Genomic DNA, 26,641 nt, shown 5'->3' on the forward strand with positions numbered 1-26,641 from the left:
TTAGAAACTTTTTCTTTAATTCTTTTATTGTTCTCTAATGCATTATTGTATTGTTTTTGTGAACCTTCAAAAGCTTTTTGATTCGGTATAGTTTTCTCATCTGTAAACTTTTTTTGCTTCTTTAAAATTTCCCTTTAGAGTTTCTAACTCCTGATCGCTGTACCGTGCGGTTGATGGTACTTGAGTAACTTTTTTTATCGTGACTTTCCATATTTCATTCCACTCCTCTGTTTTTCGTACTAACATATGTAATACAAGCGTATTATGAGTTTATTCATGTTATTTACTAATAATTCTTTTGTTTGAGAATTTTTGACGATGCCTTGCTAAGTTACTATGCCCTTGAATGTTTTTTACTATTAAGCTTCTGACCATTTTGCATGTTTAGTGAGTCCGGTTGATCCAAGTATATAGTAGCTTTTTGTTGTGCTTGATTAATCTTTTTACGGATTTTTTGAGGTTTCTTCGAGTTGTCGTTAATTAGTTTTCGGGCTTCAAGTTGTAGTGGTTCTATTCCATCCTTTAGCGTTGTCACCTTACTAATGATTTCAGCATATACTTTCATTGCATAAGGTTTAACTGCTTTTACTTTTTCCCTTTCTACTTTATCTAACTCTTTTTTGAACATTTTTATTTCTTTTTCTAAGCCTTTTTTTACTTGTTTTGCAATTTCATCTGTAGATTCTATTGTCTTAAAACGTTCCTTAAGATCTTTCGGAAAGCGTGCCTTAAGTTCTTCTGGAAAACGTTCCCCAAGTTTTTCCTGAAAGCGTTCCTCAAGTTTTGCCTCAAAGCGTTTCTCAAATTCTGCCTCCCAATCCTTAGTTTTCAAGGTTGTTTGCTGTATGGGGTTCCTTGGTTGCTCTTTTTTTCCAGTAAAAAAATTAAGCAAGCGTTTGAAGAATGACGGTTTCTCACCAACTTTACTACTTAAGCTATCTACTAGATTGTTATTTACGGGTTCTAAGGAAGATGTCTTCAATTTACTAAGCTGATTCTTTCTTTCTTTTTTTATTTCTTTTTTTATTCCTTCTTTTATTTCTTTTATTTCTTCGATTTCTTCTTCTACTTCTTCTTCGATTTCTTCTTTTATGTCTTCTTCTGTTTCTTTTTTTATTTCTTTTAGTTCCTTAATAACATCCCTATTTGGAAACAAGTCTTTTATAATATTTTTTACTCTAGTCTCTGATTCCTTGATTTGTTGATCTATTTCCTCCTTTTGCTTCCGTGCGTTAGGACCGAACTCCTCGACTTCTGGATCTCGCTTACTATCGTCAATTTCACTTTTTGGTTTTGTTTCCTGTTTTATTTCCTGTTTCTTTGGTTTGGAAGGCATCACTTTATATTCTTTTAAAAATTTATCCACCAATTCAGCGTGTTTATTTTCTGCAGCTACATGGATACTCTTCGCAACCTTAAACTCATCTGAAAAAGGTTGATATGTTTCCATATGATCCAATACCTGCCATGCATCATTAACTTTATTTTGTTGTCGGTCAATTTCGTTTATAGCTTTATCCATCGCTTTTTTCTTTTCAGCTTCTGCGTCTACTTCTGCAGCTGATTGCTGAGTTATTCCTTCCTGAAAAACTGGCCTTCCCATTCTTATTTCACTCCTTCGTTATATTGATAAATTAAGCGTAACATGACAATAAAAACTTTATTTTTTAATAATTTCTTTGTTTGGAAATTTTTAAAAAAGTTTCATTCTTCTAGAATAAAAAGACACTTCATCGCACCCTTAAAAATTCTGCGAGATCAAACTAACGTTTTTTGAAACAAGTAGTATTTAGTATCCTCTATCTGTACTTACTCGTCAGCATTTACCAATCGTTGACTTCACCTCCGAAAGCAAACAAAAAAATCAAGAAGATCAAAAGCAATTTTTGCTTTTCCATTCTTGATTTTAATGCCAATCCTATATTTTTCTTATTTACAGATTCAAAAGATGCTCCTTCAATAACAGACCACTTTTTTCTTCAGAAATCTCTTGTATCACTTGATACGTATATCATATCTTAGTAAAACATCAGGCAAGATACCGCCACATATTAGAGAGTACAAAATTTTATTCTCTATAATGTATGTACTTCTCTGCCAATTGATTGATTCGTTTGGTTATGTACTTGTTGAGATTGCCGGTTGCGATTTTTGTTATTTTTTAACAACTCCTTATTCCAAGCATTCGTTACCAATATTCTATACTTTTGATAATCAACAGATTTTTTCGGTGACTGATCCACTTTTTCTGAAGGTTCCTTATCTTTAAGTTCCAGCATCACCCAAAAACCCAATTGTTCTTTTATCTTTGGTTGTTGCTCCTTAATAAATTTTAAACTTTTCTTTATTTGAGCAGCTAGTTCATTATTAATCTTTGGATGTTCTTCTCCTGTTGGATATTTATTTTCCAGCTGTTTCAACTGGCTTTTTAAATCTGCCAATTCATTGTTAACATGATCAACTTCCTTTCTCGCCTTGATAAAAATTCTCTCAGCCTGCTCATTCTTTTCTGTTTCAATCCTTTTTCGCTCAATGAGTTCCTTTATTTTATCCTTAAAAGTTGTCGATAACCCGCTTTTTTTGGCAGTGTACTTTTCTCTAGCTTTTATATGTTTTTTAGTAAATCGACTAAGAAATCGTTTTACTCTCGGCTGATCGCTATTAATTATTTTTTTCGTTGATTTTTCCCAATCCTTATGTATCTTCGTAATTTCTTGGGTAATATTTTTCACAGAATGAGTTGCCTTATCACGCTCTTGTATCGTTAAGTCATATAATTGTTTAAAGTCACTGGAAAAGATATTTTGAACTTTCATATCTAATTCGGTGCTTTTATGGACTAAATATTGATACAAACCAGGAGCATTTAATTCTTCAATACGTACATTTTTATTTCCCAATTCAGCCGAAAGTTGATTGGTAAAGATATTTTCTCTTTCATTCAAATGTTTGCTTTTAGCATTTTGTTCCCTTCTTTCATTTGTTTGATTTACTGTTTCGATTACTGTTTGATCTATCGCTTTGCTTATCAGACGAATAAATCCTTGTTGATCTTTACTTTGTTCTTGCTTACGGTATTCGTCTATTTTTTGCAGATTTTGTGTTATACCTCCCACGGTACCTTTAACTTCTTCTAAATTCTTCTGTAAATTTTCTATTTTTTTCGTTAAAGCTTCCCTATTTACCTCTTTTGGTATATTTTCCTTTACTATTTCATAATTCTGATTTAAATCATTCAAAGTGGATCCTATATTTGCACACTTTTCTTTCCACCCCTCAAATATTTCATTACTAGAGAAAACTTCATTAAGGATATTCTCATTTCTTGTGTAAACTGTTTGTGCTTCTTCTATTTTAGAAATCATAGTATTAATTGTAGCTTTTTTTGTATCTAACTCTGTTCGTAATTCAGCCTGTTCCTTAGTAAAAAAATTAATGATTTTTCTAAAGAACGACTGATCAATCGCTTTAATTTTCGAGTCTATTTTTTCAGCATCTGATTGTAGAGATAACTTTTCAAAATAGCTATCCAAAAAATTTTCTTTGGCTTCATCACGTTCTCTTATACTATTTAAGATATTTTTAATTTCTTCGTCTAGTTTAGATAACTTTGTATGTACTTCTTCCTTTTTACTTTCTAACGGGCTTAATTTGTCGATAACTTCAGTTTCTACTATCTCATAAAGAGAAGAATCTTTTTGTTTAAAAAATTCTCGTTCTTCATCTACTGATAATCTACCTTCTTGGACTATTGATTGAGTTTCTTGCTTACTTTCTGGTATCCTCGCTTCTTCATTATTAGGAGAATGTTTTATTTTTGCACGTTCTCTTTTATCTTGAATTTCTCTATTTGTTTCTTCCATAATATGTAAATCCCACTTTGCTTTTAAGTAGTCATTCTCTGCTTTTCTTGCTTTATCATTATGAGGATGGATGGAATAAGCATCATAAGTTGAGAAGAGCTGTGCTACCAATTTTTTTTGCGCCTTCAATTCTTCACGACTATATTCCATATCTGTTGCTTTAATTGGGTGTCTTAGCATCGTTGCTAACTTTTCCTCTTCTTTTTCATGAATATGAGCTGCTTTTTTATAATTTTCTCCGTGAGGATAGGTAGCGTGACTATCCATTGTTTTATAGGCGTTCTCTACTATTTTTTTTTGCTTATCAATCACTGCTTTTGTAAATCCTCTACCTTCTGCTATTTCTGTCATTAGATCCCCTTCTCTTATTTGATTAATAATCTGAATGTAACACAAATGTAGAGTTTTTTTAGCCAAAAATTTCTAAATAACAGATTTTTTGTTCTATGCTAATGATATTTATTTCTAGCGTCTTTCTTTATTGATGAGAATCGCTGAACCAATAGCTATTTTTTTGTCTTTATCACCTCATCCTTAACTACGGGCATTGTTTCTCAGCTTCATAAAAAACATCATTCTTTTTTTGGAACAATCTTCGATACCGAATCTTTAGAATATTATTTAGCAAGTAAAAAGGATGTGATTTTTCGCCTCATCAAGCAAAAAATCACATCCATATCATGTTAGAACATCTTTTTCATTCACTTTTCCAACGATCCTTTTCAAAAACTATCTTTTAGAACAAGGATAGCCGATGAATCAGCATGAGTTTCGTTCACTATTACTTCGCCAAACGGTAGATGGCATCTGCATAAATGGCAGTTGCTCTGAAAAGATCATCCAGACTCATAAATTCGTTGGCTTGGTGCATTGTATCTGTATAGCCTGGGAACATTGCGCCATAAGCTACACCACGTTTCAATAGTCGGCCATAGGTTCCGCCACCAATGATTTGTTCATAGCCTTTTTCGCCTGTATGGTCTTCATAAACTTGCAATAAAGTTGCTACCAATGGATCTTCCATTGGTACATAGTGAGGTTCCATGACACGTGTGCCACGAGTAACTGTTGCTCCTTCTGCTTTCATCGTTGTTGCAATGTCATTTTCTAAGCCGTCAACGGTAACCCCTTTTGGAAAACGGAAGTTCATGTTGATATAGTTATCTTCTTCTGACCCATTTTCTTTAAAGGCAAACAATCCAGCGTTCATGGTCAATTTACCCATTTTTTCGTCTTCATGGGCAACCCCTAATTTTTCTCCATAAAAATCTTCATGGACATAGGCTGCTGCTACATGGATGAATTGTTTAGCAGAACCGATAAATTCATAATCGTCTAAGAATAATGCTAAGAATGAACCGGCATTGATCCCTGATTGAGGACTTGCACCATGTGCGCCCTTTCCGATCAATTCGATTTTCACATAGGTATTATCCGCTTCGATCGAACCACTTACTGGGTTTGCTTCAACAAAACGATAAAAAGCTTCTTCCATTTGGATCGCAGCTTCCGCACTTGGTACTTCAAGAGTCGCTGTTGCTGTTCCAGGCACCATGTTTTCACGTAAACCTGAAGTAAATGTCTTCAAGACATAATCTCCTGCGTTATCTCCTTGGAAACGTAGTGCGAAAGAAACATTTCCTTTTTCACCATTGATGATTGGAAATTCTGCATCTGGAGAAAATCCAAAGTCAGGTTCTTCTTCATGTTCAAAGTAGTAAGCCATGTCTGCCCAACCACTTTCTTCATCACTACCAACTACAAAACGAACTTTTTTGGATAATTCCAAGTCAAGATCTTTGATGATCTTCATGGCATAGTAAGCAGCCATGCTTGGTCCTTTATCATCACTAGAACCACGAGCAAAGATTTTCCCATCTTTGATTACTGGTTCATAAGGATCTGTATCCCAACCATCCCCTGCTGGTACTACGTCCATATGACCAAAAATACCTAAAGTTTCATCGCCTTCGCCAAGATCAATATGTCCTGCATAGTTATCAACATTTTTTACGACAAACCCATCACGTTCGCCATAAGCCAACATATGTTTTAGCGCATCTCGAGGTCCAGGTCCAAAAGGTGCATCAGGAGTTACTTTTGAATCATCCCGTTCACTGTTCACACGTAAAAGATTTTTTAGATCTTCAAGTAGTTCTTCTTTACGTGCTTCTACTTCTTTTTGCCAATCGATTGTCATAAAATCAATCCTCCACTCATTAAGTCTACCTGTCCATCATACCATAAATCCTGCCAAAAAAACGTGCAAAAAAATTTGTGGTTCCTTAGCCAAACGGTATTTTATTTAAAAATACTCAGTTATAATACAAGAAAGGAGGCGGAGAAATTGTTAATAGATAGCGATTTATTACAAAAAGTAATTCAACCACGCCCAGAAAAGTCACATAAAGGAACATTCGGTCGTACTGTCTTGATTGGCGGTAACCATCAATTTGGTGGTGCGATCATCATGAGTGCACTAGCGGCTGTACACAGTGGCGCAGGATTAACGACTGTTGCTACAGACCAGCGGAATCAAGCACCGCTTCACGCCCATTTACCTGAAGCAATGTGCATCGACTGGCAAGAAAAAGAACAACTGTTAGCAGTGATGGACACGGCAGACGTTCTATTGATTGGTCCAGGATTAGGGGACTCCTCATTGAGTTTAGAATTATTAGCATTCACTTTAGCACATCAAAAAAGCCATCAGTGGTTAGTGATGGACGGTTCAGCATTAACATTATTCGCTAAAGAAAATCTAACCCTCCATTTTCCCGAGCAAACTGTTATGACTCCTCATCAAATGGAATGGCAAAGAGTAAGCTCACTTAAGATCGATGAACAAACGCCTGAGAACAACCGCAAGCAGCAAGCCAAATTAGGCGCAACGATTGTTTTAAAAAGTCATCGAACCACGATCTACGGGCAACAAAAATGTTATCAAAATACTACTGGCTCTGCCGCAATGGCCACTGGAGGTACTGGTGATACATTAGCTGGTATGATCACTGGATTCTTGGCACAATTCCCTAAAAACGATGAAACGATCGCAGCAGCTGTCTATCTGCATAGTTTTATTGGGGATCAACTGGCAAAAAAACAATATGTTGTTTTACCGACACAAATCAGTCAAGCAATCCCTCAATGGATGCACTATTTTAGTCAGAAAAAAGATGGAAACAAGGAGTTCTAATGATGGAAAAATTTACTGGATACATGCGTGAGCCGTTTTACTATGAAACCGATCAAATGGGGATCATCCACCACAGCAACTATATCCGTTGGATGGAAGAATCTCGTGTTGCTTTATTGGATCATTTAGGTTTCAGCTATACAAAAATTGAAAAACTAGGGGTGATCATCCCTGTTTTAGAAGTCACTTGCCAGTACAAAGAAATGATTCGTTATGGTGAAACTGTTCGTATTTTGCCTAAAATTGAACAATATAGTGGCACAAGATTAAATTTTAGTTATGAAATCTACGGTTTAGATGACGGAAAATTACGAACAACTGGCTCTAGCAAACATTGTTTTTTACTCGCTGACAATCAGAAGTTAACCAAACTTGAACGGGTAAATCCTGCATTAGATCGCTTATTCCACGAGTATGCACAGTTGGATAGCTGAAGAATAGTCTTTACCTCTTGTATTTTTTAGAATTTCCATTACGGATTTTCTTAAAAAAAATCAAAAAAGCTGCCTTTTTTCTTGTGTTGGCTTGATTCATCCGTATAATAAAATAAAAAGCAGGTGATCATCATGTATGTTGTGAAAGTATTGCACGGTTACATTGATAAAACAGGCTGCCGCACAAGAGAAAAAAATCCAGATAACTTATTGATTTTCAAAGAAAAAAAAGCATCAGAAGCTTTTGCTAAATCGATCGGAGGGCGTGTCAAATAACTGCACGAAGTACGCCCTGATTGAAATAAAACCTCAATCATTAGTTAGTCAACATGGTTGAGGTTTTTGCTTGTCCAAAAAATTTCTTTAAAAAACGAGCTTACCAAAAATAGTGATCCTTTTGGTAGGCTCGTTTTTCTTACTATTTTCTCTCTTCTATCTTGAGAGGGTTAGTTTGTCACCAGTTAATTGAATATTAACAGCATCTACTATTTTTCCTTCTTTTGACAAAACAGCAATATTTATGCCCGCTTTATTTCTTGCAACATTTATATCGCCCACTTTTATCGCAGCAAACTGTTGGTCAGCATACGGTGTAAAACTTGAAGATACTGAGATCTCTTTCCCATTGATTTCTTGGCTAACAGAATTATAGTTCTTTGTCTGTGAAAATTCAGGATTTTTTCCTAACAGACGGATACCCGAAAAATTCCAAGAACTTTCTGAATCCCCATTTTTAAACTCAGGGAACAGCTTACGGATCTCTTCAGCTAACTGCTGGTTCATTTGTGCCTTGTCTCCTGCACCTGCCATCACAACCAAATGATCAGTTTGACTTAATGCTTCAAAATAGGTGTTAGCATTCCAAATACTCATCCATTTTGGATCTCCCTGTTGATAGATTGTTTCCCAAGCCTCTTTTGGTACTGAATGAATGGACTCTAAACCAAAATATTTTGCATTCGCTCGATTGACTTGTTTCGTTATATCCGTTTTTACGTGGGATAGTCCTCCCGAGTAAGCAGTATGACCAGTTTGATTATAAATCGTAAAGTTGGCAATCACCGGATTCAAATTCCCTTGTTTTTTTTGCTCTCTGACGTAATGGTATTGTTGATTGATCTCTCTATAAGAAAGTGCTATGTCATTGACTCCTAAAGCAAAAGTAAATAGAAATTGGGTAATCAATACGCCACTAATCACCCCATAAAACGCTCCCTGGGTAGATTTCAACACTTTATCTGGCCATTCAAACGCCATCGCCATAATGATAAATAAAACACCACCAAAAAATGATCTTCCCCAATCAAGTCCAGCTGGTGAAAGAGATAATACATAGATCGTGGCTATCCCTGCAAAGAGATAGATATAGGATAGTCTCAACCATTCTTTGTGTTTACTAAAGAAAATTCCCAACACGATCAGAACCGCCATCAACACAAAAAGAGCTAAACTATTTTCATATAGCGTTTTTGTGATTGAAAAAACGCCCGAATACAATTTCCGAGGTAAAGACCACTGGCTACGAGCAAAATAAGTAGCTCGAACAGCATTTCCAGGGGCTGTTACCATCATGAATAAGCCAAAAATTGCTCCTAACAATCCTGTGAACATCCATTGTCGTAAAGGCTTTTTCTTTTGATAATAAAAATAGAGGTAGCCAAGAACGATCAAGATCATCCCACCAGAAGTGTTTTCATTACACCAGCCAGCTAAGATTCCTAAAATGAGTAGCAATATGCTATTTACTATAGGATTAAAAGACAATTCTTGCTCTTTCTCATAATAGCGGTGGTAAAGAAATAGGAAACTGACAACGATGATACCTCCCCATAAATAGTTAGCAGCACCAGTTTCCCATAAAATTGTTTGACCGAAAGCTGGGACAAATAACCATAAAAATACATTAATTAAAAAATATTTGAAGGAATAAAACGTAGTATTATCTTTTGTGGTCATTTTATAAATCAATAATGTCAATAAAACATAGATCAGTGGATTGACCAAATTAAATACTGTTTTAGGCATCAACAAAAACAAACGTGCAATGATATGGACAACGGATCTTCCCGTCCAAGTCATATATTGTGTGTATTCATCATGTAAAATAGACGAAAAACTACTTGTTTTATACATATACTCAATATCATCTGCAATTAACGGTGTCAAAAAATTTAAAACAACCATGATAACATAGGCAGAAATAAGAACTAAAATTTTTTTATTATTGCGGATAGTCTCTTTTATTTGTTTCACTTCGCTCCTACTTTCTTCTTAAATTTTGCTATAAAAAGGGTTCCTGTGATTCACAAAGAAAATTATAGCATTTTTTGATTCAACTTACATTCTTACTTTTGTATTCGACTGCCACATAGATCAAATAAGGAAACAACCATCAGTAATCATGAATGCGTGTTATGTACGAATAATCAAAGGACTAACCCTATTCTCCGCCCCTGAAAAAGGGAGATAAAGACAAAGCACCTGACCTGTTCGTTATTCGAAATAAGGCAGCATAAGCAAGATTATCGTAATAGCAAGAGGTCGTGAAAGAAGCGTTCAGCTCCGAGCGAATAAGAGAGGATTTTTTAAAATAGCTCCTCATATTTTAGAAAATCATCGCTTATTGTTGAGGAGTTGCTTCTTGAACGCCGTTTATTCACTTTTAGAGACATCCGAAGAGACTGAGGGGAGTTTTGGACTCCGAGGAAAATAAGAAAATACTTTTCGAAATACTTTCTCATTTTTTGAAACATTAAGGTTTATTTCAATTTGCCTATGTATAAACACCTTCTAGAACAAGAAATCGTGAAAGAATCTTTTCTTCTTTCTGTTCAAATTATTCTAAGATTTCTCTTCACCCACATCATTTTTCATAGCGCACAAATTTTTAGAACATAAATAAATCCCTTATGCTAAAAGCACAAGGGATAAAAAATCTTTTACACTTCATTCGTGTAAGGGTCCCATCAAAATTAAATTGATGCACCGAAAAATAGTATTATTTGTATACGGTTAATTCTTATTTACAAATTAATTGTATTTTCTAAATTCTTTTTTGTCAAGCCACTTATAAACCTTGACTTCTTCTATTAATTAATAATTTTCCCCATATTAACTATCTCTTTAGAAAGAATAAAACAAACAAAGGTTTCTATAAAATCCATCATAAAAGCGCATTTATTTCTATGCTTAAATGTGAATAAATTATCAATCTACGGTTTAGTCAGAACTCTTTATCCTATGCCATAAAAAGGAGATCTTTTATGATATAAATTAAACAATACAAAAAGCAGATAACACAATCAATTACATGTTTGATTACTATGTAGGCACTAGTCCTATAACTAGTAAGAAAATTAGAACCGAATATAAAAAGTATGGCTACAAACTGTTGTCAGACACTATAAAAAGAAGACTAGTAAAGACCTAACATTTATTACTATTCATAGTTTTAGGCATACACTTGTAAGCCTACTATAGTTATCAGAAAGAAATCTAAAAAAAGTACAGGAATATTTCATTCTAATGTGAGAACTACACTAAATGGATACACGCATTTAAATGATAAGCACAGAAAACAAACCGCTGATAAGCTAATGGAGTTTATGAGTTTAGATTAAATTTTAAATAACAAAAAAACCCACTAATTAAAGTGGGCTTGTGGGTATTGAATACCCTTTATTTAGCTAAAGCATCTTTAGCTTGGTCAGCTAATGCAGTAAATGCTGCTGCATCGTGGACAGCTAAGTCGGCTAACATTTTACGGTTGATGTCGATTTCAGCTAATTTCAAACCGTGCATCAATTTTGAGTAGCTCAAGCCATTCATACGTGCTGCTGCGTTGATACGAGCAATCCACAATTTACGGAAGTCGCGTTTCTTTTGACGACGATCGCGATATGCGTAGTTGTATGAATTCATTACTTGTTCTTTTGCTGTTTTAAATAAAGTGTGTTTTGAACCGTAGTAACCTTTTGCTAATTTTAGCATTCTTTTACGACGTTTACGAGTGACTGTTCCACCTTTAACACGTGCCATGTTTAATTCCTCCTAATAAAAATAAATCTTCAAATTTCGATCTTTTTGTTTTTTTTATTTCATTTTTGCTAGTTGTTGGCGAATACGTTTGAAGTCGCCACTAGAAACCATGCTTGCTTTACGCAATTGACGGCGTTGTTTTTTAGTTTTACCGTGGAAACGGTGACTTGTAAACGCGCGGAAACGTTTTAATCCGCCTTTACCAGTACGTTTGAAACGTTTTGCTGATCCGCGGTGTGTTTTTTGTTTTGGCATGACTATATTTCCTCCTCAAAATCTTTCGTTATCCGACTATCGACTGTCCAACAGTCAGTGAGTCATTCAAATTACTTACTGTCGTTTTTCGGTGCCAGCGTCAAGAACATGCTGCGTCCGTCCATTTTCGCTTTTTGCTCAACTGTCGCAATATCAGCAGTTTCTTCAGCTAAGCGATCCAAGACTTTTTGACCAATTTCTTTGTGGGTAATGGCACGGCCTTTGAAGCGGATAGAAGCTTTCACTTTATCGCCCTTCTCTAAGAACTTACGTGCATTACGAAGTTTTGTATTGAAGTCATTCACGTCAATTGTTGGACTTAAACGAACTTCTTTAACATTGATCACTTTTTGTTTTTTACGCGCCTCGCGGTCTTTCTTTTGTTGCTCGAAACGGTATTTTCCGTAGTCCATGATTCGCGCAACTGGTGGCTTCGCACTTGGGGCAACTAACACAAGATCTAAATTTGCTTGTTCTGCAATTTTCAATGCTTCTGCTTTTGTCTTAACTCCTAATTGCTCACCATCTGAACCGATCAATCGTAACTCACGTGCACGAATGCCGTCGTTAACCATCATATCCTTTGCTATGGTCATTCACCTCCAAATATTATGAGAGAAAGAAAAGCGTACCGAATATTCGGCAATAAAAAAACGAGTTCTCTTCCAGAACCCGCACGTACTTCACCTAATTCAATAGATGAAAACTATCTAGCCCAGTGACTGAATCAACTAAGGCGAGAAGCGGGTGCTTCTGCTTTTATTTCTCAACTTCAATAGTATAGCAAATCTATATTTCTTTGTCAATCTTTTTCACTAGAGACTCTCGAAACATTCCCCAACCATTTAATTACTTTAGTTGTATACTTGTCTAAATAAAAAAACTTTTAGCTATCGAAACACACCCTTCATCAGACACTCAACTTTTTTGGTGACCGTCTTCCTAGAAACTACCGAATCCTACGCCACAATGCGATCAGCATCCAAACTGACAATATCAGACTGATGAATAAGGCGATCCCCCAACCAAAGACAGAATGTGTAAAAGGCAATTGTAGATTCATACCGAAAAAGCCTGTCACAATGGTAGGAACAGTCAGAATCAACGACCAGACTGTCAAAAATTTCATCGTGTCATTTAAGTTATTGTTCAACAAATTATTATACGTTCCCGAAAGTTGATCAAGGATCTGGGAGGCCAAATTGGTCATTTCCACTGCCTGTTTTGCTTCAATCAATGCATCATCCAATTGTTCCTTCTCTTTTTCAGTGAGCTTTCGATAAATCGCTAATGCTTTGATTTGTTCTAATAATACGACATTTTGTTTTGTACCAGTCACTAGATAAACTAAACCAACTTCGAGGTCAGATAAAGCTAGTAAATTGCGGTTCGTAGTTTTTTCTCGCAACTTTTGGTTTAAGCGTTGTCGTTCACTATTCACTTCTTCAATCAACGGGAAGAAGGAATCTGAAATCAGAAAGAGCGTACGAAAAAGTAAACTATATACATTTATCTCGGAATCTCGATCTAAGATTGAACGAATCAGGCGAATCACATATTCTGTATTTTGAGTCGTAAATGTAAATAGACCATTTTCTTTTAGAATAAATGCTACTGGACTTGTTTCATAGTGGTTTTCGATTTTTTGTTGATGAGGAACATTGGTGACTAAAAGTAAAATATCATCAAGAGTATCATATTCCACACGAGCACGTTCATTTTTGTCTAAAGAATAGGTAAGCATCTCATCACTAATGCCATACTCTTCCTTAAGATTTTTGATTCCCATTACATCATCTCTAGGCACATTCAGCCAAAAATTTTGATCAAAATTAAAAAAATGTTTTTCTCTCATACCGTCCCCTTCTTCCTGCTTCGATAGATTCATTAGGTATCTCACGACGATTCTTCTAAGTATTCTTGGCGAATTTACAAATCATCAGCACTTCTGACCGCTGTCCTCGCTCTTAAAAATAAATAAGCCGATGAAAAGCGAAAATAGCTCTCCTGTTTTCAATTTCTTCGGCTTAGATATCGAAGTTAGATCTTGTCTTCTTTATACTATCATTTTTTATTGGACTCAAGGAACAAAGACTTCTTGACGAATTTCTGCTAACTTTGCTTCAATCATGTTCAGCACTTCTACTTTTGCTTGGGGATCTTCCACAAAATTGAATCGATCGCCATCAATTTGGATTTTGGGACTTTCATTGTACTCGTCATACCATTGATCATAGCGACGATTCAATTCTTTGTAATAATCATATAAGCTTGGATCGAAGGAAAGTTGTTCATATGATCGTCCTCTTTTTTCGATCCGTTCAAGCATCGTATCAAATGAAACACGAATATGAACCAATAAATCCGGATGTTTTTTATGTGCGGCATACGGCAACTCTTCCATCATATTTGCTAATAGCTCGTCATATACTCGAACTTCTGTTTCAGTTGCCCGACCCAAATCAGCATTCAAATGAAAAAGCAAAGAATCTTCATAGATCGAACGATCTAAAACATTGTTGTCTTCTTTCATTGCCTGCTTGATACTTTCAAAACGTTTATTCAAAAAATAGATTTGTAACAAAAACGCATACTGCTCAGGATTGGCATAAAATAAAGGCAATACCTCATTATCCTCGATTGACTCATAAAAAGCTCGACTTCCAAAGTGTTCCGCCATCATTTCTGTTAAACTTGATTTTCCAGCGCCAATGGTACCTGCTAAAACAATCACACTCATTAACCTCCAACTCACTTTATCACTAAATGTTGTGTCTTTTTCCAATTCTTTTTAAATATACCCCCAATATCTGGTGGTGTCAATTAGGAATAACAGGATATTTCCATTCATAAAATTCAATAAAATCTTAAGAAAAAAGAGGTTTTTCAACAGAAAACGTATTCTTTATTTTACTTCTGGGAAGGTTTTAGTAAAATAAAGATGAATTGTTTTTTGAACTTCTATGTTATACAATCTGTTCGTTAGCGCAAAGGATCCAAGGCGCTTTATTTTTTGCTCAAAAAAGTTATGGGAATAAAAGAAGGAGTTAGATTATGGCAAATTATGGCCAAGGGGAATCAAATGGTAAAATTATTCTGATGGGCGAACATGCAGTTGTCTACGGCGAACCGGCTATCGCTTTTCCTTTTCAGGCAGCAAAAGTAGTTGCTTCCTTGAATGAACACATCACTTCGTCAGGAGATCAGCTTGTTTCTTCCTACTATACAGGAATACTGCGTGATGCCCCACATTCGTTAAAAAACATCAAGCAGTTAGTATTCAACTTAAAAAAGGAACTGCAAATTGAGCAATCATTAGAGTTAACTATTCACAGCACTATCCCTGCCGAACGTGGAATGGGCTCAAGCGCTGCAGTAGCTACGGCAGTTACTCGTGCCTTTTACGATTATCTCGAACAACCACTTTCTCGCGAACAGCTCTTGACAAATGTTCAAATTTCAGAAAAAATTGCCCATGGTAATCCTAGCGGTATCGATGCTGCGGCAACAAGCAGTTTAGAACCAATCTACTTTGTGAAAGGACACCCGTTTGATTATTTCTCTTTAAATATCGACGCTTTTTTGATTGTCGCTGATACCGGAATCAAAGGTCAGACGCGAGCAGTGGTCAAAGACGTTGCTCATTTATTTGAAAAAGATCAGCAGAAAGTTGGACAAAAAATCCAACAACTAGGATACTTAACAAGGCAAGCCAAAAAAGCCATTGTTAAAAATAACCCCGAGCATTTAGCCCAAGCGATGAATGAAGCCCAACTAATTTTAAAAAATTTAACGATCAGCAACGATTTTCTTGATGTATTGATCGAAACCGCTAGAGATTCAGGCGCTTTGGGAGCAAAACTAACTGGTGGTGGTCGAGGTGGCTGCATGATTGCGCTAGCTCAAACAAAAACAAAAGCCCAAGAAATCAGCGAAGCCCTCTTACAAGCGGGAGCAGCTGCAACTTGGATTCAAGGATTAGGAGTACATACCTATGTTTAAAGGCAAAGCACGAGCATATACGAATATCGCCCTTATCAAGTACTGGGGTAAAAAAAATGAATCGTTGATTCTCCCAATGAATAACAGCTTATCACTCACATTAGATGCATTTTATACGGAAACTGAAGTCAGCTTTTCAGAAGCTTACACAGAAGACCAATTTTATTTAGATAATCAATTGCAAGATGAAAAAGCAACCAAAAAAATCAGTACTTTTTTGGATATTGTGAGAGAAAAAGCGGGTACCACGAAAAAAGCAAAAGTGATCAGCCAGAATTTCGTTCCGACTGCTGCGGGTTTAGCTTCTTCTGCCAGCGGCTTAGCGGCTTTAGCCGGAGCATGCAACGAGGCATTGAAATTAGGATTAGATGATCAAGCTTTATCAAGACTGGCTCGTAGAGGATCAGGTTCCGCTTGTCGGAGTATTTTTGGTGGATTTGTTGAATGGGAAAAAGGACACGATGATCAAAGTTCGTATGCTCATCCAATTTCCTCAGACGGTTTTGAAGATCACTTAGCGATGGTCTTTCTATTGTTGAATGAACAAAAAAAGGATGTCTCAAGTCGTGATGGTATGCGCCGAACGGTTGAAACTTCAAGTTTTTATCAAGGATGGTTAGATTCTGTCGAAGCCGATCTTTATCAATTAAAACAAGCAATCAAAACTAAGAACTTTCAACTTCTAGGTGAAACTATGGAACAAAATGGGTTAAAAATGCACGGAACGACATTAGCTGCTCGTCCGCCATTTACCTACTGGTCTCCTGATAGTTTAAAAGCCATGCAAGCGGTGCGGGATTTAAGAAACCAGGGGATTCCTTGTTACTTTACTATGGATGCTGGCCCAAATGTGAAAGTGCTAGTTCAAAAAGACCATCTAGATAAGGTCAAAACAACATTTAGTGACTTATTTAGTAGCCAACAAGTCATTTCGGCTTTTGCAGGTCCAGGAATGACGATTATTGAATAAAGGGAGATTTTTATGATTGAAGTATCTGCACCAGGAAAACTTTATATTGCTGGAGAATACGCAGTTGTTGAAACCGGACATCCGGCTATCATCGTAGCCATTGATCAGTTTGTTACTGTAACCGTTGAAACCGCACGAAAAGTCGGCAGCATCCAATCTGAGCAATATAGTGGCATGCCGATTCGTTGGACTCGGCGTGATGGTGAACTTGTCTTGGATATTCGTGAAAATCCATTTCATTATATCCTTGCTGCCATTCGTTTGACTGAAAAATACGCACGAGAAAAAAATATTTTACTTTCTTTTTATGACCTAAAAGTGACAAGTGAATTGGATAGTTCTAACGGACGCAAATACGGTCTAGGCTCAAGTGGCGCCGTAACTGTCGCAACAGTCAAGGCATTGAATATGTTTTATGCGTTAAATCTTACACAGATTGAAATTTTCAAAATTGCTGCACTAGCAAATTTAACGGTTCAAGATAATGGCTCGTGTGGAGATATTGCAGCTAGTTGTTATGGTGGTTGGATTGCTTTTTCAACCTTTGATCACCAGTGGCTCCAAGAACAAGAAAAACAACATACGATCGTTGAACTCATCGAAATGGATTGGCCTGGTTTATCCATTGAGTCTCTTCCGACACCGAAAGATCTGCGTTTACTGATTGGTTGGACTGGCAGTCCTGCATCAACTTCTGATTTAGTCGATCAAGTCCATCGCTCACGTAAGGAAAAAATGGTAGCCTATCAAAAATTTTTACAAGATAGTACCTTATGCGTTCATGAAATGATTAAAGGATTCAAAGAAAATAACATTGATTTGATCCAAGCCATGATCAGGAAAAACCGACAACTACTCCATGAGCTATCGTCAATTACGGGCGTATTGATCGAAACCCCTGCTTTAAATAAATTATGTAGCTTAGCAGAAGAATACGAGGGTGCAGCAAAATCATCTGGAGCAGGTGGTGGCGATTGTGGTATCGTAATCGTGGATCAAAAATCCGGTATCTTGCCTTTGATGAGCGCTTGGGAATTAGCAGAAATTACACCCTTGCCATTACACGTCTATAGTAACCAACGAAAGGAAAAAGGATGAATCGAAAAGATGAACATGTCTCATTAGCTAAAGCTTTTCATAGTAAACAAAAAAATGAATTTGATACGGTTCGAATCGTTCATAACCCCTTACCTGAAGTTTCCATGTCAGAGATTGATCTACATACGACTGTTGCTGGCTTAACTTTAGACTATCCTTTATATATCAATGCTATGACTGGTGGAAGTGAAAAAACTAAAAAAATCAACCATGATTTAGCGATGATCGCAAAAGAAACAAATTTAATGATTGCCACGGGTTCAGTCAGTGCAGCTTTAAAAGATCCTGCTTTAAGCGATTCTTACACGATCATGCGTGACGTTTATCCAGAAGGAAAGATCCTTGCCAACGTAGGAGCCGGCACCTCTTTAGCACGAGCAAAAGAGGCGATTGAACTATTTCAAGCCGATGCTTTACAACTCCATCTCAATGCACCACAAGAATTGGTGATGCCTGAAGGGGATCGTGATTTTTCCAATTGGAAAAAATTGATCAAAGAAATCAGCGAAGGCATTTCGGTTCCTTTGATCGTGAAAGAAGTCGGTTTTGGCATGACCAGAGAAACGATTGATGAACTAGCCGAGTTGGGGGTTCAGACAATCGATATCAGTGGCCGAAGCGGAACCAGCTTCACTCAAATCGAAAATGCTCGTCGCAAAAAAAGAGAGTTAGATTATTTAGTCGATTGGGGACAATCAACGGTTACTTCTCTGCTAGAGGCAAACGAAGCCCAACACCAAGTAGAGATTCTTGCTTCTGGTGGTATTCGCAATGCCTTCGACCTCTTCAAAGCACTTTGTCTTGGTGCCAATGCAGTAGGCGTTTCTGGAACGATCTTAACGCATCTCATGACACACGGCGTGGCAGAAACGATCCAACTAGTCCAACAATGGCAAGCAGAACTTCAACGGCTATTGACCATGGTAGGAGCTAAAACTATCCAAGAACTTCATCACCAACCCTTGATTTTATCTGGAACTACTAAAGATTGGTGCGAAGCCCGAGGAATCCCTCTGACCAAATATGGCACACGAAAGAAATAAACAAATCGATTCAACTCAAAAAGGTTGTCCAATCATCGAAAAGATGAATGACGACCTTTTTTGTCTACAAAAATACAAAGTTTTCTTAGAATGAGATTTTCTTATGGCGTTGACTCTATTTTATCCTTCACCAATCGCCTCATACGTTTGTTCTAGTTTTCATGCGATAAATAATAGGATACCAACTCTTTTGCATCTGATAAACAAAAATAAAACCTATGTATCTTTGACAAACGGCTATAATTCCATTCCTGGCATCATTGGCGGAGCGCTAGGTTTTATTATACCCATCCCCTTCCCTATCTCAGGATTACTCGTTTCACATACTTTCCCTAGTTCTTTGCTTATTAGATCAGTCAATTGTTTTTTCCCCTGCTGTTTTTCCTGAACTGCTGTTTCACGCTTAAAGTTATCTGGATTGGTTAGTAGATAACTATAAATATCTCTCCAACTCATCTGAAGATCTCGTTCTATTTTTTTTCGTTTTTTATCCACTTTACCACCACTAAATAGATTGAGCGTTTTTCCGCCAGGGTTAATCCTGAATCGTATAATTTTTTCTAGCTGCATAGATCTTTTAAGATATAAACGTATTATGACATAATAGTCTATTTTATTTTGATTAAAACAAGGATTCTTTACATTCCCTAATTTTTTTAACGTTTGATCTAGCTCCTTAAGATTGTGGAGATTATTTTTTAATTGTTGCTTTCGTTGTTTTTCAGTCAATTCTTTAGTAACCAGTTTTAGTTCTTTTGTTGTTACTTTTTCTTTTGCTGCTATATTTTTTTCGGTTGCTGCTTCCTCTTTTAGTTTGTCATCCTCCGGTGTATTTTTTTCATCTGCGACAACTTTAGTGTTCACCACGTACTTTAATAAAGAATGATCGATCCATTTTTCACCTCTCCTACCAGTTAAATACTGCATTTCCTTCGTCAGTTTTTTTATCTCAGACTTGCAATTTTTGATTTCTTTTGCTATTTCGTTAAGCTCTTTTTTTTTGCTCTTGATCGTTTCACCATGTACTCGCTTGGTGCTTTTATATAATGCATTTTTTTTTGCTTTCACTGCGTTTTGAAGTTCCTGCTCACAATATTCCTTTTTTTTAATTTGCGAATGCTTTTTCTTATACCAATCCTCTCTTTTCTTAGCCCGTTCTTCAATTTCTCTCTTTAGTTCATTTTTCAACTCTATGTATAGCTCAGTGCATTTGTGTACGTTTTCAAGTGGTTCTAAGTTTTCCCGCAATTTGACTTCTAATGAATCAACGGTTGACATCAATTGTTCTTTTCCCATATTTTCTTGATTTTTTGTTTTCTCAAATAATGGTTTTGTCATCCTAACAACTTCCTTTCTTTTTTCATTTTTACTTATCTAAAGTAACATGGTTCATTGGTCTTGATAAAACTACTTTTTCTAAAAAAGCGAATTAATCGTTTTTTTCTAACAAAAGAAATTCCTACGCTAGTTCTAACGATATTGATCCCCTTTCCGACAAAAAAAGCCCCTCTTTCCAGATCATCTTTATCTGGAAAAGGGGCTTGATTAACTATACTTGTATTGAATTAACCATTATAAGCATCAATAATGATTTGTTTTAGCTCACTGATCAATGGCTCTTTTGGATTTGCTGTTGTACATTGATCTTCATAAGCAAGTTCTGCCATACGGTCAACCGTTGAATCTAAGGTTTCTTGTGTCACACCTTGAGCCTTCAAACTCATATTGATTCCAACTGATTGTCCTAATTCATAAACTGCTGTTGCTAAAGCTTCAACTAATTCCGCTGTTGTTTGTCCTTTTAACCCTAAGAACTTAGCAATATCTGCATAGTCTGTATCTGCACGGAAGTAATCATATTTAGGGAACATTGCATGTTTTTGTGGATCTTTTGCGTTATAGCGGATGATATGTGGTAATAAAATGGCATTTGTACGACCATGTGGGATACCATATTCTCCACCAATTTTATGCGCAACTGAGTGACAAATTCCTAAGAAGGCGTTCGCAAATGCCATCCCTGCCATTGTAGAAGCGTTGTGCATTTTTTCTCGTGATTCCATATCAGGAGTTTTCACTGATTTTTCTAGGTAATCGAAGACTAATTTGATTGCTTGTAAGCTCAATCCTCTTGTATAATCAGAAGCCATAACAGAAACATAAGACTCAATCGCATGAGTTAATACGTCCATCCCTGTATCTGCCGTGACAGAAGCTGGTACTGACATGACAAATTGTGGGTCGACGATTGCTACATCTGGTGTTAATGCATAATCTGCCAATGGATATTTCACATGTGTATCACTATCTGTGATAACGGCAAAAGGTGTTACTTCAGAACCCGTTCCTGAAGTTGTCGGAATACACACAAATTGTGTTTTTTCTGGTTTATCGATCTTATATGTCCGTTTACGGATATCTAAGAATTTTTGTTTTGCTCCAAAGAATGAAGTATCTGGGTGTTCATAGAACATCCACATTCCTTTAGCAGCATCCATTGCAGAACCGCCACCTAATGCAATCACTGTGTCTGGTTTGAAATCAGCCATCAATTTCGTTCCTGCATAGACTGTGTTTGTTGAAGGATTTGGCTCAACTTCTGAGAAGACTTCGATTTTCACATCATTCTTACGTCTTGATAGTACTTCACGAACCGTATCACAGTAACCAAACTGCACCATACCAGGATCACAAACGATCATGACACGCTCTACGTTTTCCATTTTTTCTAAATAAAGCAAAGAGTTCTTTTCAAAGAAGATTTTTGGTGGTAATTTGAACCATTGCATATTATTTCTCCGTTTCGCTACAGTTTTGACATTGATCAAGTTGATGGCACTTACATTTCTAGAAACAGAATTTTTACCATATGAACCACAACCTAAAGTTAGTGAAGGGATCATTTCGTTATAGATATTTCCGATTCCCCCTTCTGCTGAAGGAGTATTTACTAAGATACGGCAAGCTTTCATCCGTAGACCAAACTTCACATGTAGCTCTTCATCCTCTGAGTGAATCACTGCAGTATGGCCTAACCCGCCTAAGTTCAACATTCCTTCGCATAATTCAAAGGCATGTTCTGTATTGTTTGCTTTAACCATTGCAAGTACTGGAGAAAGTTTTTCACGTGAAAGAGGGTAATCCGCTCCGACACCTTCTAATTCAGCTACTAACATTTTTGTCCCTTCTGGAACTTTGATGCCAGCTAGTTTTGCAATGTCCATTGCAGAATGTCCAACGATTGCTGGATTTACTGCGTATTTACCTTCATTCATCACTGCATCTTCTAATTTTGAAAGTTCAGCTGGTTTCACAAAATAGACTTGATGTGCTTGGAATTCTGCTTTAACTGCAGCATAGACTTCTTTGTCAACGATTACTGCTTGCTCAGAAGCACAAATCATTCCGTTATCGAACGTTTTAGAAACGATCAAGTCATTCACTGCTCGTTTGATTTTTGCTGTTTTTTCAATATATGCTGGTACATTACCTGGTCCAACACCTAAAGCTGGCTTTCCTGTTGAATAAGCAGATTTCACCATTCCTGCCCCACCAGTAGCTAAAACAATTGCGATCCCTGGATGATTCATCAACATTGAAGTCGCTTCAATCGATGGATGTTCAATCCATTGAATACAATTTTCAGGTGCGCCAGCTGCGATCGCTGCATCACGAACGACACGTGCTGCTTCAGCAGAAGATTTTTGAGCACTTGGATGGAATGCAAAAACGATTGGGTTTCTTGTTTTCAACGCGATCATTGATTTAAAAATTGTCGTTGATGTTGGGTTAGTTGTTGGAGTTACCCCACAAACCACACCAACTGGTTCAGCAATTTCAATCAAGCCTTTTTGAACATCTTCATTGATGACACCAACTGTTTTATCGTGCTTGATGTTATTCCAAATATATTCAGAAGCATACATATTTTTGATTGCTTTATCTTCATAGATCCCACGACCAGTTTCTTCAACTGCCATTTTAGCTAACGGCATATGTTGATCTAATGCTGCCATTGCCATTTCATGCACAATATGATCTACTTTTTCTTGATCAAAGTTTTCCATCTCTTTTAATGCGACATTTGCTTTCGTTGCTAATTCATCAATCATTCCTTGAACATCAATAGTTTTTGGTTGTTCTTTCTCCATTACTTTAGCCATTGTCTTCCTCCTAATGGGTCATGGTTGTTTGTTAATTAATTCACATTCTCATCATACAACAAACCTTTTCAGATGTAAACCTTTATTGTGATTTTTTTCACAGTTTTTTAAATTTCGATTAAATCCTTTATTTATCAGTATTTTTATTTATTATCCTAATTATCCAAAGTATTTTATCAAAAAAACAGTTTATTCAAAACTTAACAAAGTCAGAGTTTTAGGATAAAAAAAGAGCCCGAGACACCGTCTCAGACTCAACTACTAAGCTTTACCTATTTGTTTTCTTTACTATCTTCAGGTGTTTCAACAGTTTCAGTAGCTTCTTCTTTCACTTCTACTGTTTCAGCAACTTTTGGTTCTGTTTTTTCTACCGTATTTACTGTCGAATCATTGGTTACGACAGTTCCAGGTTTAACCGTTTTGATGGCTGCTCGATCGTATTCTAGAAAAATCCCTTCACAATCTATAACGACTGTGCGTTTTTCATTGTCGATCTCTGAAACAACACCATGTAATCCGCCGATTGTAACTACTTCATCGCCTGATTTCATACTGTCTAGTAAATTTTGTCGTTCTTGTTGTTGTTTCTTTTGTGAACGTGACATAAAATACCACATTGCTAAAAGAGCAACGAACATGACTAACATTGGTAATGATCCCATTTTTTTCACCTCACTAACATGTATCTACACACTCAACTTTAGCAGAAAAAGGCGTGAGACACTAGTTTTTTACATAAATTTAGTGAAAAAGATTAGAAACTTTTGGCATTCTCTTTATTAAACCCATATTCCTCAAAAAAGGCTGCTCGAAATTCTAATAAATTGTCATCCATGATCGCTTGACGCACTTGTTTCATCAAGTTTAATAAGAAGTACAAGTTATGGTAAGACGTTAACCGTATCCCAAATGTTTCATCACATTTGATCAAATGACGAATATACGCACGTGTATAATTTTTACATGTGTAGCAGTCACATTTCTCATCGATTGGGCGGAAGTCATGTGCGTATTGTGCATTTTTCACGACTAAGCGTCCTTGTGAAGTCATACAAGTACCATTTCTTGCGATACGTGTAGGCAAGACACAGTCAAACATATCGACTCCTCTAATCACGCCGTCAATCAATGAATCTGCTGCACCAACACCCATTAAATAACGTGGTTTATCCTCAGGGATCAATGGTGTTGTAAACTCTAACACACGGTTCATTTCTGATTTAGGTTCGCCAACAGACAAACCACCGATTGAATAGCCAGGGAAATCCATTGAGATCAAATCTTTTGCACTTTGGCGACGTAAATCTTCAAACCCAGCTCCTTGAATGATACCAAATAATCCTTGACGATCAGGATTCAGATGGGCTTTTAAGCCTCGCTCAGCCCAACGTGAGGTTCTTTCCACTGATTTTTTGACATAATCATAGCTTTCATCAAAAGGAGGACATTCATCGAAGCTCATCATGATGTCTGATCCTAATTTATTTTGGATATTAATTGCTTTTTCTGGTGATAAAAACATCCGAGAACCATTTAAATGATTTTTAAAATGGACACCCTCTTCTTCGATGTTACGCATATCGCTTAGCGAGAACACTTGAAAACCACCTGAATCTGTCAAAATCGGTTGATCCCAATTCATGAACTTGTGTAAGCCGCCTGCTTCTTCTACCAAGTCTTCTCCAGGTCTTAACCATAAATGGTACGTATTACTTAAAATGACTCCCGCACCCATTGCTTTTAATTCTTCAGGTGACATGGTTTTGACAGTTGCTAGTGTTCCCACAGGCATAAACATTGGTGTGGGAAATGTCCCATGAGGAGTAATCAATTCACCAAGACGGGCACCGGTATGTTTTTCTTTTTTGATTAAACGATAACGAATGGCAGGTTGTGTCATTCAATTCCCTACTTTCTCTATAATAATCGCATTGACAACTCCCATCATCATAATCGTTCTAACTCTTTTTTGCAAGGGTTCATTGGGTGACAGGTGTTTATTTAACCTTCATTTTTTAAAAAAATTATAATAACAGATAAAAGATAAAGAAAGCCAAATTGTTTCTTCTTTGTTATACTTATGGCATAAATAAAAAGGAGTGAAACTCATGCTATCTTCAAAAGAACTGAAACAACAAGCAAAAGACAGTTTAAAAGGACGCTGGGGACAAGCTGTATTATTGAATTTAGTCCCAACGTTAATCACAATTGCACTCATTATGATCATTGCTATCCCGACTGCTTTATTATTTGCTCATTCTTATAATGATCCTGCAGCTGTCCAAGATATGGCAAACAATACCAACGGAGGTGCTGCTTCTAGCGGTGGTGGTATTGTGTCTGGTATTATCAGCGCACTATTTATGAGTGGGATCTCATGGACCTATCTAGATATCCTGCGTGGAACCAAATCGACCATCGAACCATTTAAAGATGCCTTTCGTGGTTTTACAGGATTATTTCTTGGTGGTGTGATTTTACTAGCTATTTTGATTTCGATCTTTACTACTTTATGGGCGTTATTATTCGTTATTCCTGGTATCATCAAAAGTTATTCTTATTCCCAAAGTTACTTCATTTACTATGATGTTATCACTGAAACAGGGGAAAAACCGAGTGTTCTCAATACGATCACTGCTAGTCGTAAATTAATGGATGGCTACAAAGGTAAATTGTTCTGGCTTGATCTATCCTTTATTGGCTGGCATATCTTAGCCATGCTAACTGCTGGAATTGGTTATTTATGGTTAAATCCTTATATTACAGCAACTAAAGCAGCTTTTTATGAACAATTGCCAAAAAACGTATAAAAATCAATGTCCAATGAAACGACCCTCAAAAGTTAGACCAAAAATCTAACTTTTGAGGGTCGTTTCACATGCTTCAGCCGCAGTCGCTTTTTTCATTTCGCTCACTTCTGCTCAGCTTTTAGAACTTCGCCAGTATACGCATCAACTTTGACTGTCACTTTTTTTATTTTTTCTTTAATAGTAATTGTCCAATACGATTTTCCTGATTGTCTTTCGAGATACCACATTACTGCTTTTCCTGTCCCAGTCGTTTTTTCAGCTACTTTTTCAGCTATTTCAGTAACTTCCGATAAACTTTTTAAGTTTTTGATATTGAACAGATCTGCGGATTGCTCGGTAGTGGCTTGTTCGTGTTTGTTTCGTATCCGATATACTTTTTTTTTTGATGTTCGCTGTTTTAGTTGAAATTCTTACGCTGCATTCTTTAGTTGCATCTCTACCAGTAATTTCGTAATAGTAAGGACCAACAGTCTGACTAACTTTCACAGAAGTAATCGCTTGATGAGGATAACAAGTCTGATAAGTTTCAAGTGCTTCTTTTAATGATACATTGAATTTTTCCGGCTCCTCAATTTCATCCGCAGATGTGGACGAACTAGAAACATTGGCAGCCTTGATTTCTTTCGTTTCATTCCCATAATTTTCATAAGGATAATTAAAAACAAACATCACCAACATCCCCAAACTAAAACTAGTTAATACCGTTAAACACCATACAAACAACTTCATCTTTTCCGCTCCTTCACAATCAATTGTTAGATTCTTGAAA

General features: G+C 36.5%; 23 protein-coding genes and 1 other annotated feature. Of the genes, 8 read left to right on the top strand and 15 right to left on the bottom strand.

Annotated features, from left to right (window positions below):
* Positions 1-334 precede the first annotated feature (334 nt).
* From AB3H93_RS10725 to pepV, 3 genes are all read right to left on the bottom strand, one after another.
* Entirely contained in the window at positions 335-1,603 is a 1,269-nt protein-coding gene (locus tag AB3H93_RS10725) for a hypothetical protein (RefSeq protein ID WP_368020559.1), read from the bottom strand.
* 472 nt (positions 1,604-2,075) lie between these two features.
* Entirely contained in the window at positions 2,076-4,214 is a 2,139-nt protein-coding gene (locus AB3H93_RS10730; protein ID WP_368020560.1) for a hypothetical protein, read from the bottom strand.
* A gap of 430 nt (positions 4,215-4,644) precedes the next feature.
* Positions 4,645-6,063, bottom strand: coding sequence for a dipeptidase PepV (gene pepV, locus AB3H93_RS10735; protein WP_010720277.1), 1,419 nt, complete (start codon positions 6,061-6,063; stop codon positions 4,645-4,647).
* 147 nt (positions 6,064-6,210) lie between these two features.
* Between pepV and AB3H93_RS10740 the strand changes: the two genes are divergently transcribed.
* From AB3H93_RS10740 to AB3H93_RS10750, 3 genes are all read left to right on the top strand, one after another.
* Entirely contained in the window at positions 6,211-7,059 is an 849-nt protein-coding gene (locus AB3H93_RS10740) for an NAD(P)H-hydrate dehydratase (RefSeq protein ID WP_368020561.1), read from the top strand.
* Between the two features lie 2 nt (positions 7,060-7,061).
* Positions 7,062-7,493 carry a thioesterase family protein gene (locus AB3H93_RS10745; RefSeq protein ID WP_014834326.1) on the top strand — a complete coding sequence of 144 codons (432 nt, stop codon included), beginning with the start codon at positions 7,062-7,064 and terminating at the stop codon, positions 7,491-7,493.
* 132 nt (positions 7,494-7,625) lie between these two features.
* Positions 7,626-7,769: a hypothetical protein gene (locus AB3H93_RS10750; RefSeq protein WP_368020562.1), complete on the top strand. Its 144-nt coding sequence runs from the start codon at positions 7,626-7,628 to the stop codon at positions 7,767-7,769.
* Positions 7,770-7,925: 156 nt separating this feature from the next.
* Here the strand turns inward: AB3H93_RS10750 and AB3H93_RS10755 are convergent, their stop codons facing one another.
* From AB3H93_RS10755 to AB3H93_RS10780, 6 genes are all read right to left on the bottom strand, one after another.
* Positions 7,926-9,746 carry a DUF6056 family protein gene (locus tag AB3H93_RS10755; RefSeq protein ID WP_368020563.1) on the bottom strand — a complete coding sequence of 607 codons (1,821 nt, stop codon included), beginning with the start codon at positions 9,744-9,746 and terminating at the stop codon, positions 7,926-7,928.
* Between the two features lie 1,425 nt (positions 9,747-11,171).
* Complete coding sequence (gene rplT / locus AB3H93_RS10760) at positions 11,172-11,531, bottom strand: 50S ribosomal protein L20 (RefSeq protein ID WP_010720283.1); 360 nt, start codon at positions 11,529-11,531, stop codon at positions 11,172-11,174.
* A gap of 54 nt (positions 11,532-11,585) precedes the next feature.
* On the bottom strand, positions 11,586-11,786 hold the full coding sequence (gene rpmI, locus AB3H93_RS10765) for a 50S ribosomal protein L35 (protein WP_002289309.1): 201 nt from the start codon (positions 11,784-11,786) through the stop codon (positions 11,586-11,588).
* 71 nt (positions 11,787-11,857) lie between these two features.
* The gene (gene infC, locus AB3H93_RS10770) at positions 11,858-12,382 is read right to left on the bottom strand and encodes a translation initiation factor IF-3 (protein ID WP_010720284.1); all 525 of its coding nucleotides are present in this window, start codon (positions 12,380-12,382) and stop codon (positions 11,858-11,860) included.
* 43 nt (positions 12,383-12,425) lie between these two features.
* Positions 12,426-12,551: a sequence feature (ribosomal protein L20 leader region), on the bottom strand.
* A 184-nt stretch (positions 12,552-12,735) separates the two neighbouring features.
* Positions 12,736-13,641 (bottom strand): magnesium transporter CorA family protein, encoded by a 906-nt coding sequence (locus AB3H93_RS10775; RefSeq protein WP_010736889.1) that lies wholly within the window; start codon positions 13,639-13,641, stop codon positions 12,736-12,738.
* A gap of 225 nt (positions 13,642-13,866) precedes the next feature.
* The gene (locus tag AB3H93_RS10780) at positions 13,867-14,526 is read right to left on the bottom strand and encodes a deoxynucleoside kinase (RefSeq protein WP_368020564.1); all 660 of its coding nucleotides are present in this window, start codon (positions 14,524-14,526) and stop codon (positions 13,867-13,869) included.
* Between the two features lie 314 nt (positions 14,527-14,840).
* Between AB3H93_RS10780 and mvk the strand changes: the two genes are divergently transcribed.
* The 4 genes from mvk to fni are packed head-to-tail and all read left to right on the top strand — an operon-like array spanning position 14,841 to position 18,899.
* Complete coding sequence (gene mvk, locus AB3H93_RS10785; RefSeq protein ID WP_010720287.1) at positions 14,841-15,788, top strand: mevalonate kinase; 948 nt, start codon at positions 14,841-14,843, stop codon at positions 15,786-15,788.
* Positions 15,781-16,758, top strand: coding sequence for a diphosphomevalonate decarboxylase (gene mvaD, locus AB3H93_RS10790; protein ID WP_010736887.1), 978 nt, complete (start codon positions 15,781-15,783; stop codon positions 16,756-16,758). Before mvk ends, mvaD begins: the two co-directional genes overlap by 8 nt.
* 12 nt (positions 16,759-16,770) lie before the next feature.
* Positions 16,771-17,856: a phosphomevalonate kinase gene (locus tag AB3H93_RS10795; protein WP_010720289.1), complete on the top strand. Its 1,086-nt coding sequence runs from the start codon at positions 16,771-16,773 to the stop codon at positions 17,854-17,856.
* Positions 17,853-18,899: a type 2 isopentenyl-diphosphate Delta-isomerase gene (fni, locus tag AB3H93_RS10800; RefSeq protein WP_161652305.1), complete on the top strand. Its 1,047-nt coding sequence runs from the start codon at positions 17,853-17,855 to the stop codon at positions 18,897-18,899. The genes AB3H93_RS10795 and fni overlap by 4 nt, the downstream gene beginning before the upstream one ends.
* 237 nt (positions 18,900-19,136) lie before the next feature.
* Here the strand turns inward: fni and AB3H93_RS10805 are convergent, their stop codons facing one another.
* The 4 genes from AB3H93_RS10805 to tgt form a co-directional block, all read right to left on the bottom strand.
* Positions 19,137-20,087 (bottom strand): hypothetical protein, encoded by a 951-nt coding sequence (locus AB3H93_RS10805; protein ID WP_368020566.1) that lies wholly within the window; start codon positions 20,085-20,087, stop codon positions 19,137-19,139.
* A gap of 377 nt (positions 20,088-20,464) precedes the next feature.
* Positions 20,465-23,062 carry a bifunctional acetaldehyde-CoA/alcohol dehydrogenase gene (gene adhE / locus AB3H93_RS10810; protein ID WP_010736883.1) on the bottom strand — a complete coding sequence of 866 codons (2,598 nt, stop codon included), beginning with the start codon at positions 23,060-23,062 and terminating at the stop codon, positions 20,465-20,467.
* Positions 23,063-23,334: 272 nt separating this feature from the next.
* Complete coding sequence (yajC, locus tag AB3H93_RS10815) at positions 23,335-23,724, bottom strand: preprotein translocase subunit YajC (RefSeq protein WP_010720295.1); 390 nt, start codon at positions 23,722-23,724, stop codon at positions 23,335-23,337.
* 92 nt (positions 23,725-23,816) lie between these two features.
* Positions 23,817-24,962: a tRNA guanosine(34) transglycosylase Tgt gene (gene tgt / locus AB3H93_RS10820; protein ID WP_010720296.1), complete on the bottom strand. Its 1,146-nt coding sequence runs from the start codon at positions 24,960-24,962 to the stop codon at positions 23,817-23,819.
* Between the two features lie 208 nt (positions 24,963-25,170).
* On the opposite strand from tgt, the gene AB3H93_RS10825 reads away from it, so the two are divergent.
* The gene (locus AB3H93_RS10825) at positions 25,171-25,872 is read left to right on the top strand and encodes a DUF975 family protein (protein ID WP_126344801.1); all 702 of its coding nucleotides are present in this window, start codon (positions 25,171-25,173) and stop codon (positions 25,870-25,872) included.
* A 101-nt stretch (positions 25,873-25,973) separates the two neighbouring features.
* On the opposite strand, the gene AB3H93_RS10830 is transcribed toward AB3H93_RS10825, so the two are convergent.
* Both AB3H93_RS10830 and AB3H93_RS10835 read right to left on the bottom strand, forming a co-directional pair.
* Positions 25,974-26,237: a PepSY domain-containing protein gene (locus AB3H93_RS10830; protein WP_080704599.1), complete on the bottom strand. Its 264-nt coding sequence runs from the start codon at positions 26,235-26,237 to the stop codon at positions 25,974-25,976.
* On the bottom strand, positions 26,149-26,601 hold the full coding sequence (locus AB3H93_RS10835) for a hypothetical protein (protein ID WP_368020567.1): 453 nt from the start codon (positions 26,599-26,601) through the stop codon (positions 26,149-26,151). The genes AB3H93_RS10830 and AB3H93_RS10835 overlap by 89 nt, the downstream gene beginning before the upstream one ends.
* Between the last annotated feature and the right edge of the window lie 40 nt (positions 26,602-26,641).

The organism is Enterococcus sp. C74 (genome assembly GCF_040887125.1).
GTDB lineage: Bacteria > Bacillota > Bacilli > Lactobacillales > Enterococcaceae > Enterococcus_B > Enterococcus_B hirae.

Bases quoted from the DNA above. Each gene is read 5' to 3' on its own strand.
- AB3H93_RS10725 (WP_368020559.1), bottom strand. From the start codon at position 1,603: ATGGGAAGGCCAGTTTTTCAGGAAGGAATAACTCAGCAATCAGCTGCA.
- AB3H93_RS10730 (WP_368020560.1), bottom strand. From the start codon at position 4,214: ATGACAGAAATAGCAGAAGGTAGAGGATTTACAAAAGCAGTGATTGAT.
- pepV (WP_010720277.1), bottom strand. From the start codon at position 6,063: ATGACAATCGATTGGCAAAAAGAAGTAGAAGCACGTAAAGAAGAACTA.
- AB3H93_RS10745 (WP_014834326.1), top strand. From the start codon at position 7,062: ATGGAAAAATTTACTGGATACATGCGTGAGCCGTTTTACTATGAAACC.
- AB3H93_RS10750 (WP_368020562.1), top strand. From the start codon at position 7,626: ATGTATGTTGTGAAAGTATTGCACGGTTACATTGATAAAACAGGCTGC.
- rplT (WP_010720283.1), bottom strand. From the start codon at position 11,531: ATGGCACGTGTTAAAGGTGGAACAGTCACTCGTAAACGTCGTAAAAGA.
- rpmI (WP_002289309.1), bottom strand. From the start codon at position 11,786: ATGCCAAAACAAAAAACACACCGCGGATCAGCAAAACGTTTCAAACGT.
- infC (WP_010720284.1), bottom strand. From the start codon at position 12,382: ATGACCATAGCAAAGGATATGATGGTTAACGACGGCATTCGTGCACGT.
- AB3H93_RS10775 (WP_010736889.1), bottom strand. From the start codon at position 13,641: ATGAGAGAAAAACATTTTTTTAATTTTGATCAAAATTTTTGGCTGAAT.
- AB3H93_RS10780 (WP_368020564.1), bottom strand. From the start codon at position 14,526: ATGAGTGTGATTGTTTTAGCAGGTACCATTGGCGCTGGAAAATCAAGT.
- mvk (WP_010720287.1), top strand. From the start codon at position 14,841: ATGGCAAATTATGGCCAAGGGGAATCAAATGGTAAAATTATTCTGATG.
- mvaD (WP_010736887.1), top strand. From the start codon at position 15,781: ATGTTTAAAGGCAAAGCACGAGCATATACGAATATCGCCCTTATCAAG.
- AB3H93_RS10795 (WP_010720289.1), top strand. From the start codon at position 16,771: ATGATTGAAGTATCTGCACCAGGAAAACTTTATATTGCTGGAGAATAC.
- fni (WP_161652305.1), top strand. From the start codon at position 17,853: ATGAATCGAAAAGATGAACATGTCTCATTAGCTAAAGCTTTTCATAGT.
- adhE (WP_010736883.1), bottom strand. From the start codon at position 23,062: ATGGCTAAAGTAATGGAGAAAGAACAACCAAAAACTATTGATGTTCAA.
- yajC (WP_010720295.1), bottom strand. From the start codon at position 23,724: ATGGGATCATTACCAATGTTAGTCATGTTCGTTGCTCTTTTAGCAATG.
- tgt (WP_010720296.1), bottom strand. From the start codon at position 24,962: ATGACACAACCTGCCATTCGTTATCGTTTAATCAAAAAAGAAAAACAT.
- AB3H93_RS10825 (WP_126344801.1), top strand. From the start codon at position 25,171: ATGCTATCTTCAAAAGAACTGAAACAACAAGCAAAAGACAGTTTAAAA.
- AB3H93_RS10835 (WP_368020567.1), bottom strand. From the start codon at position 26,601: ATGAAGTTGTTTGTATGGTGTTTAACGGTATTAACTAGTTTTAGTTTG.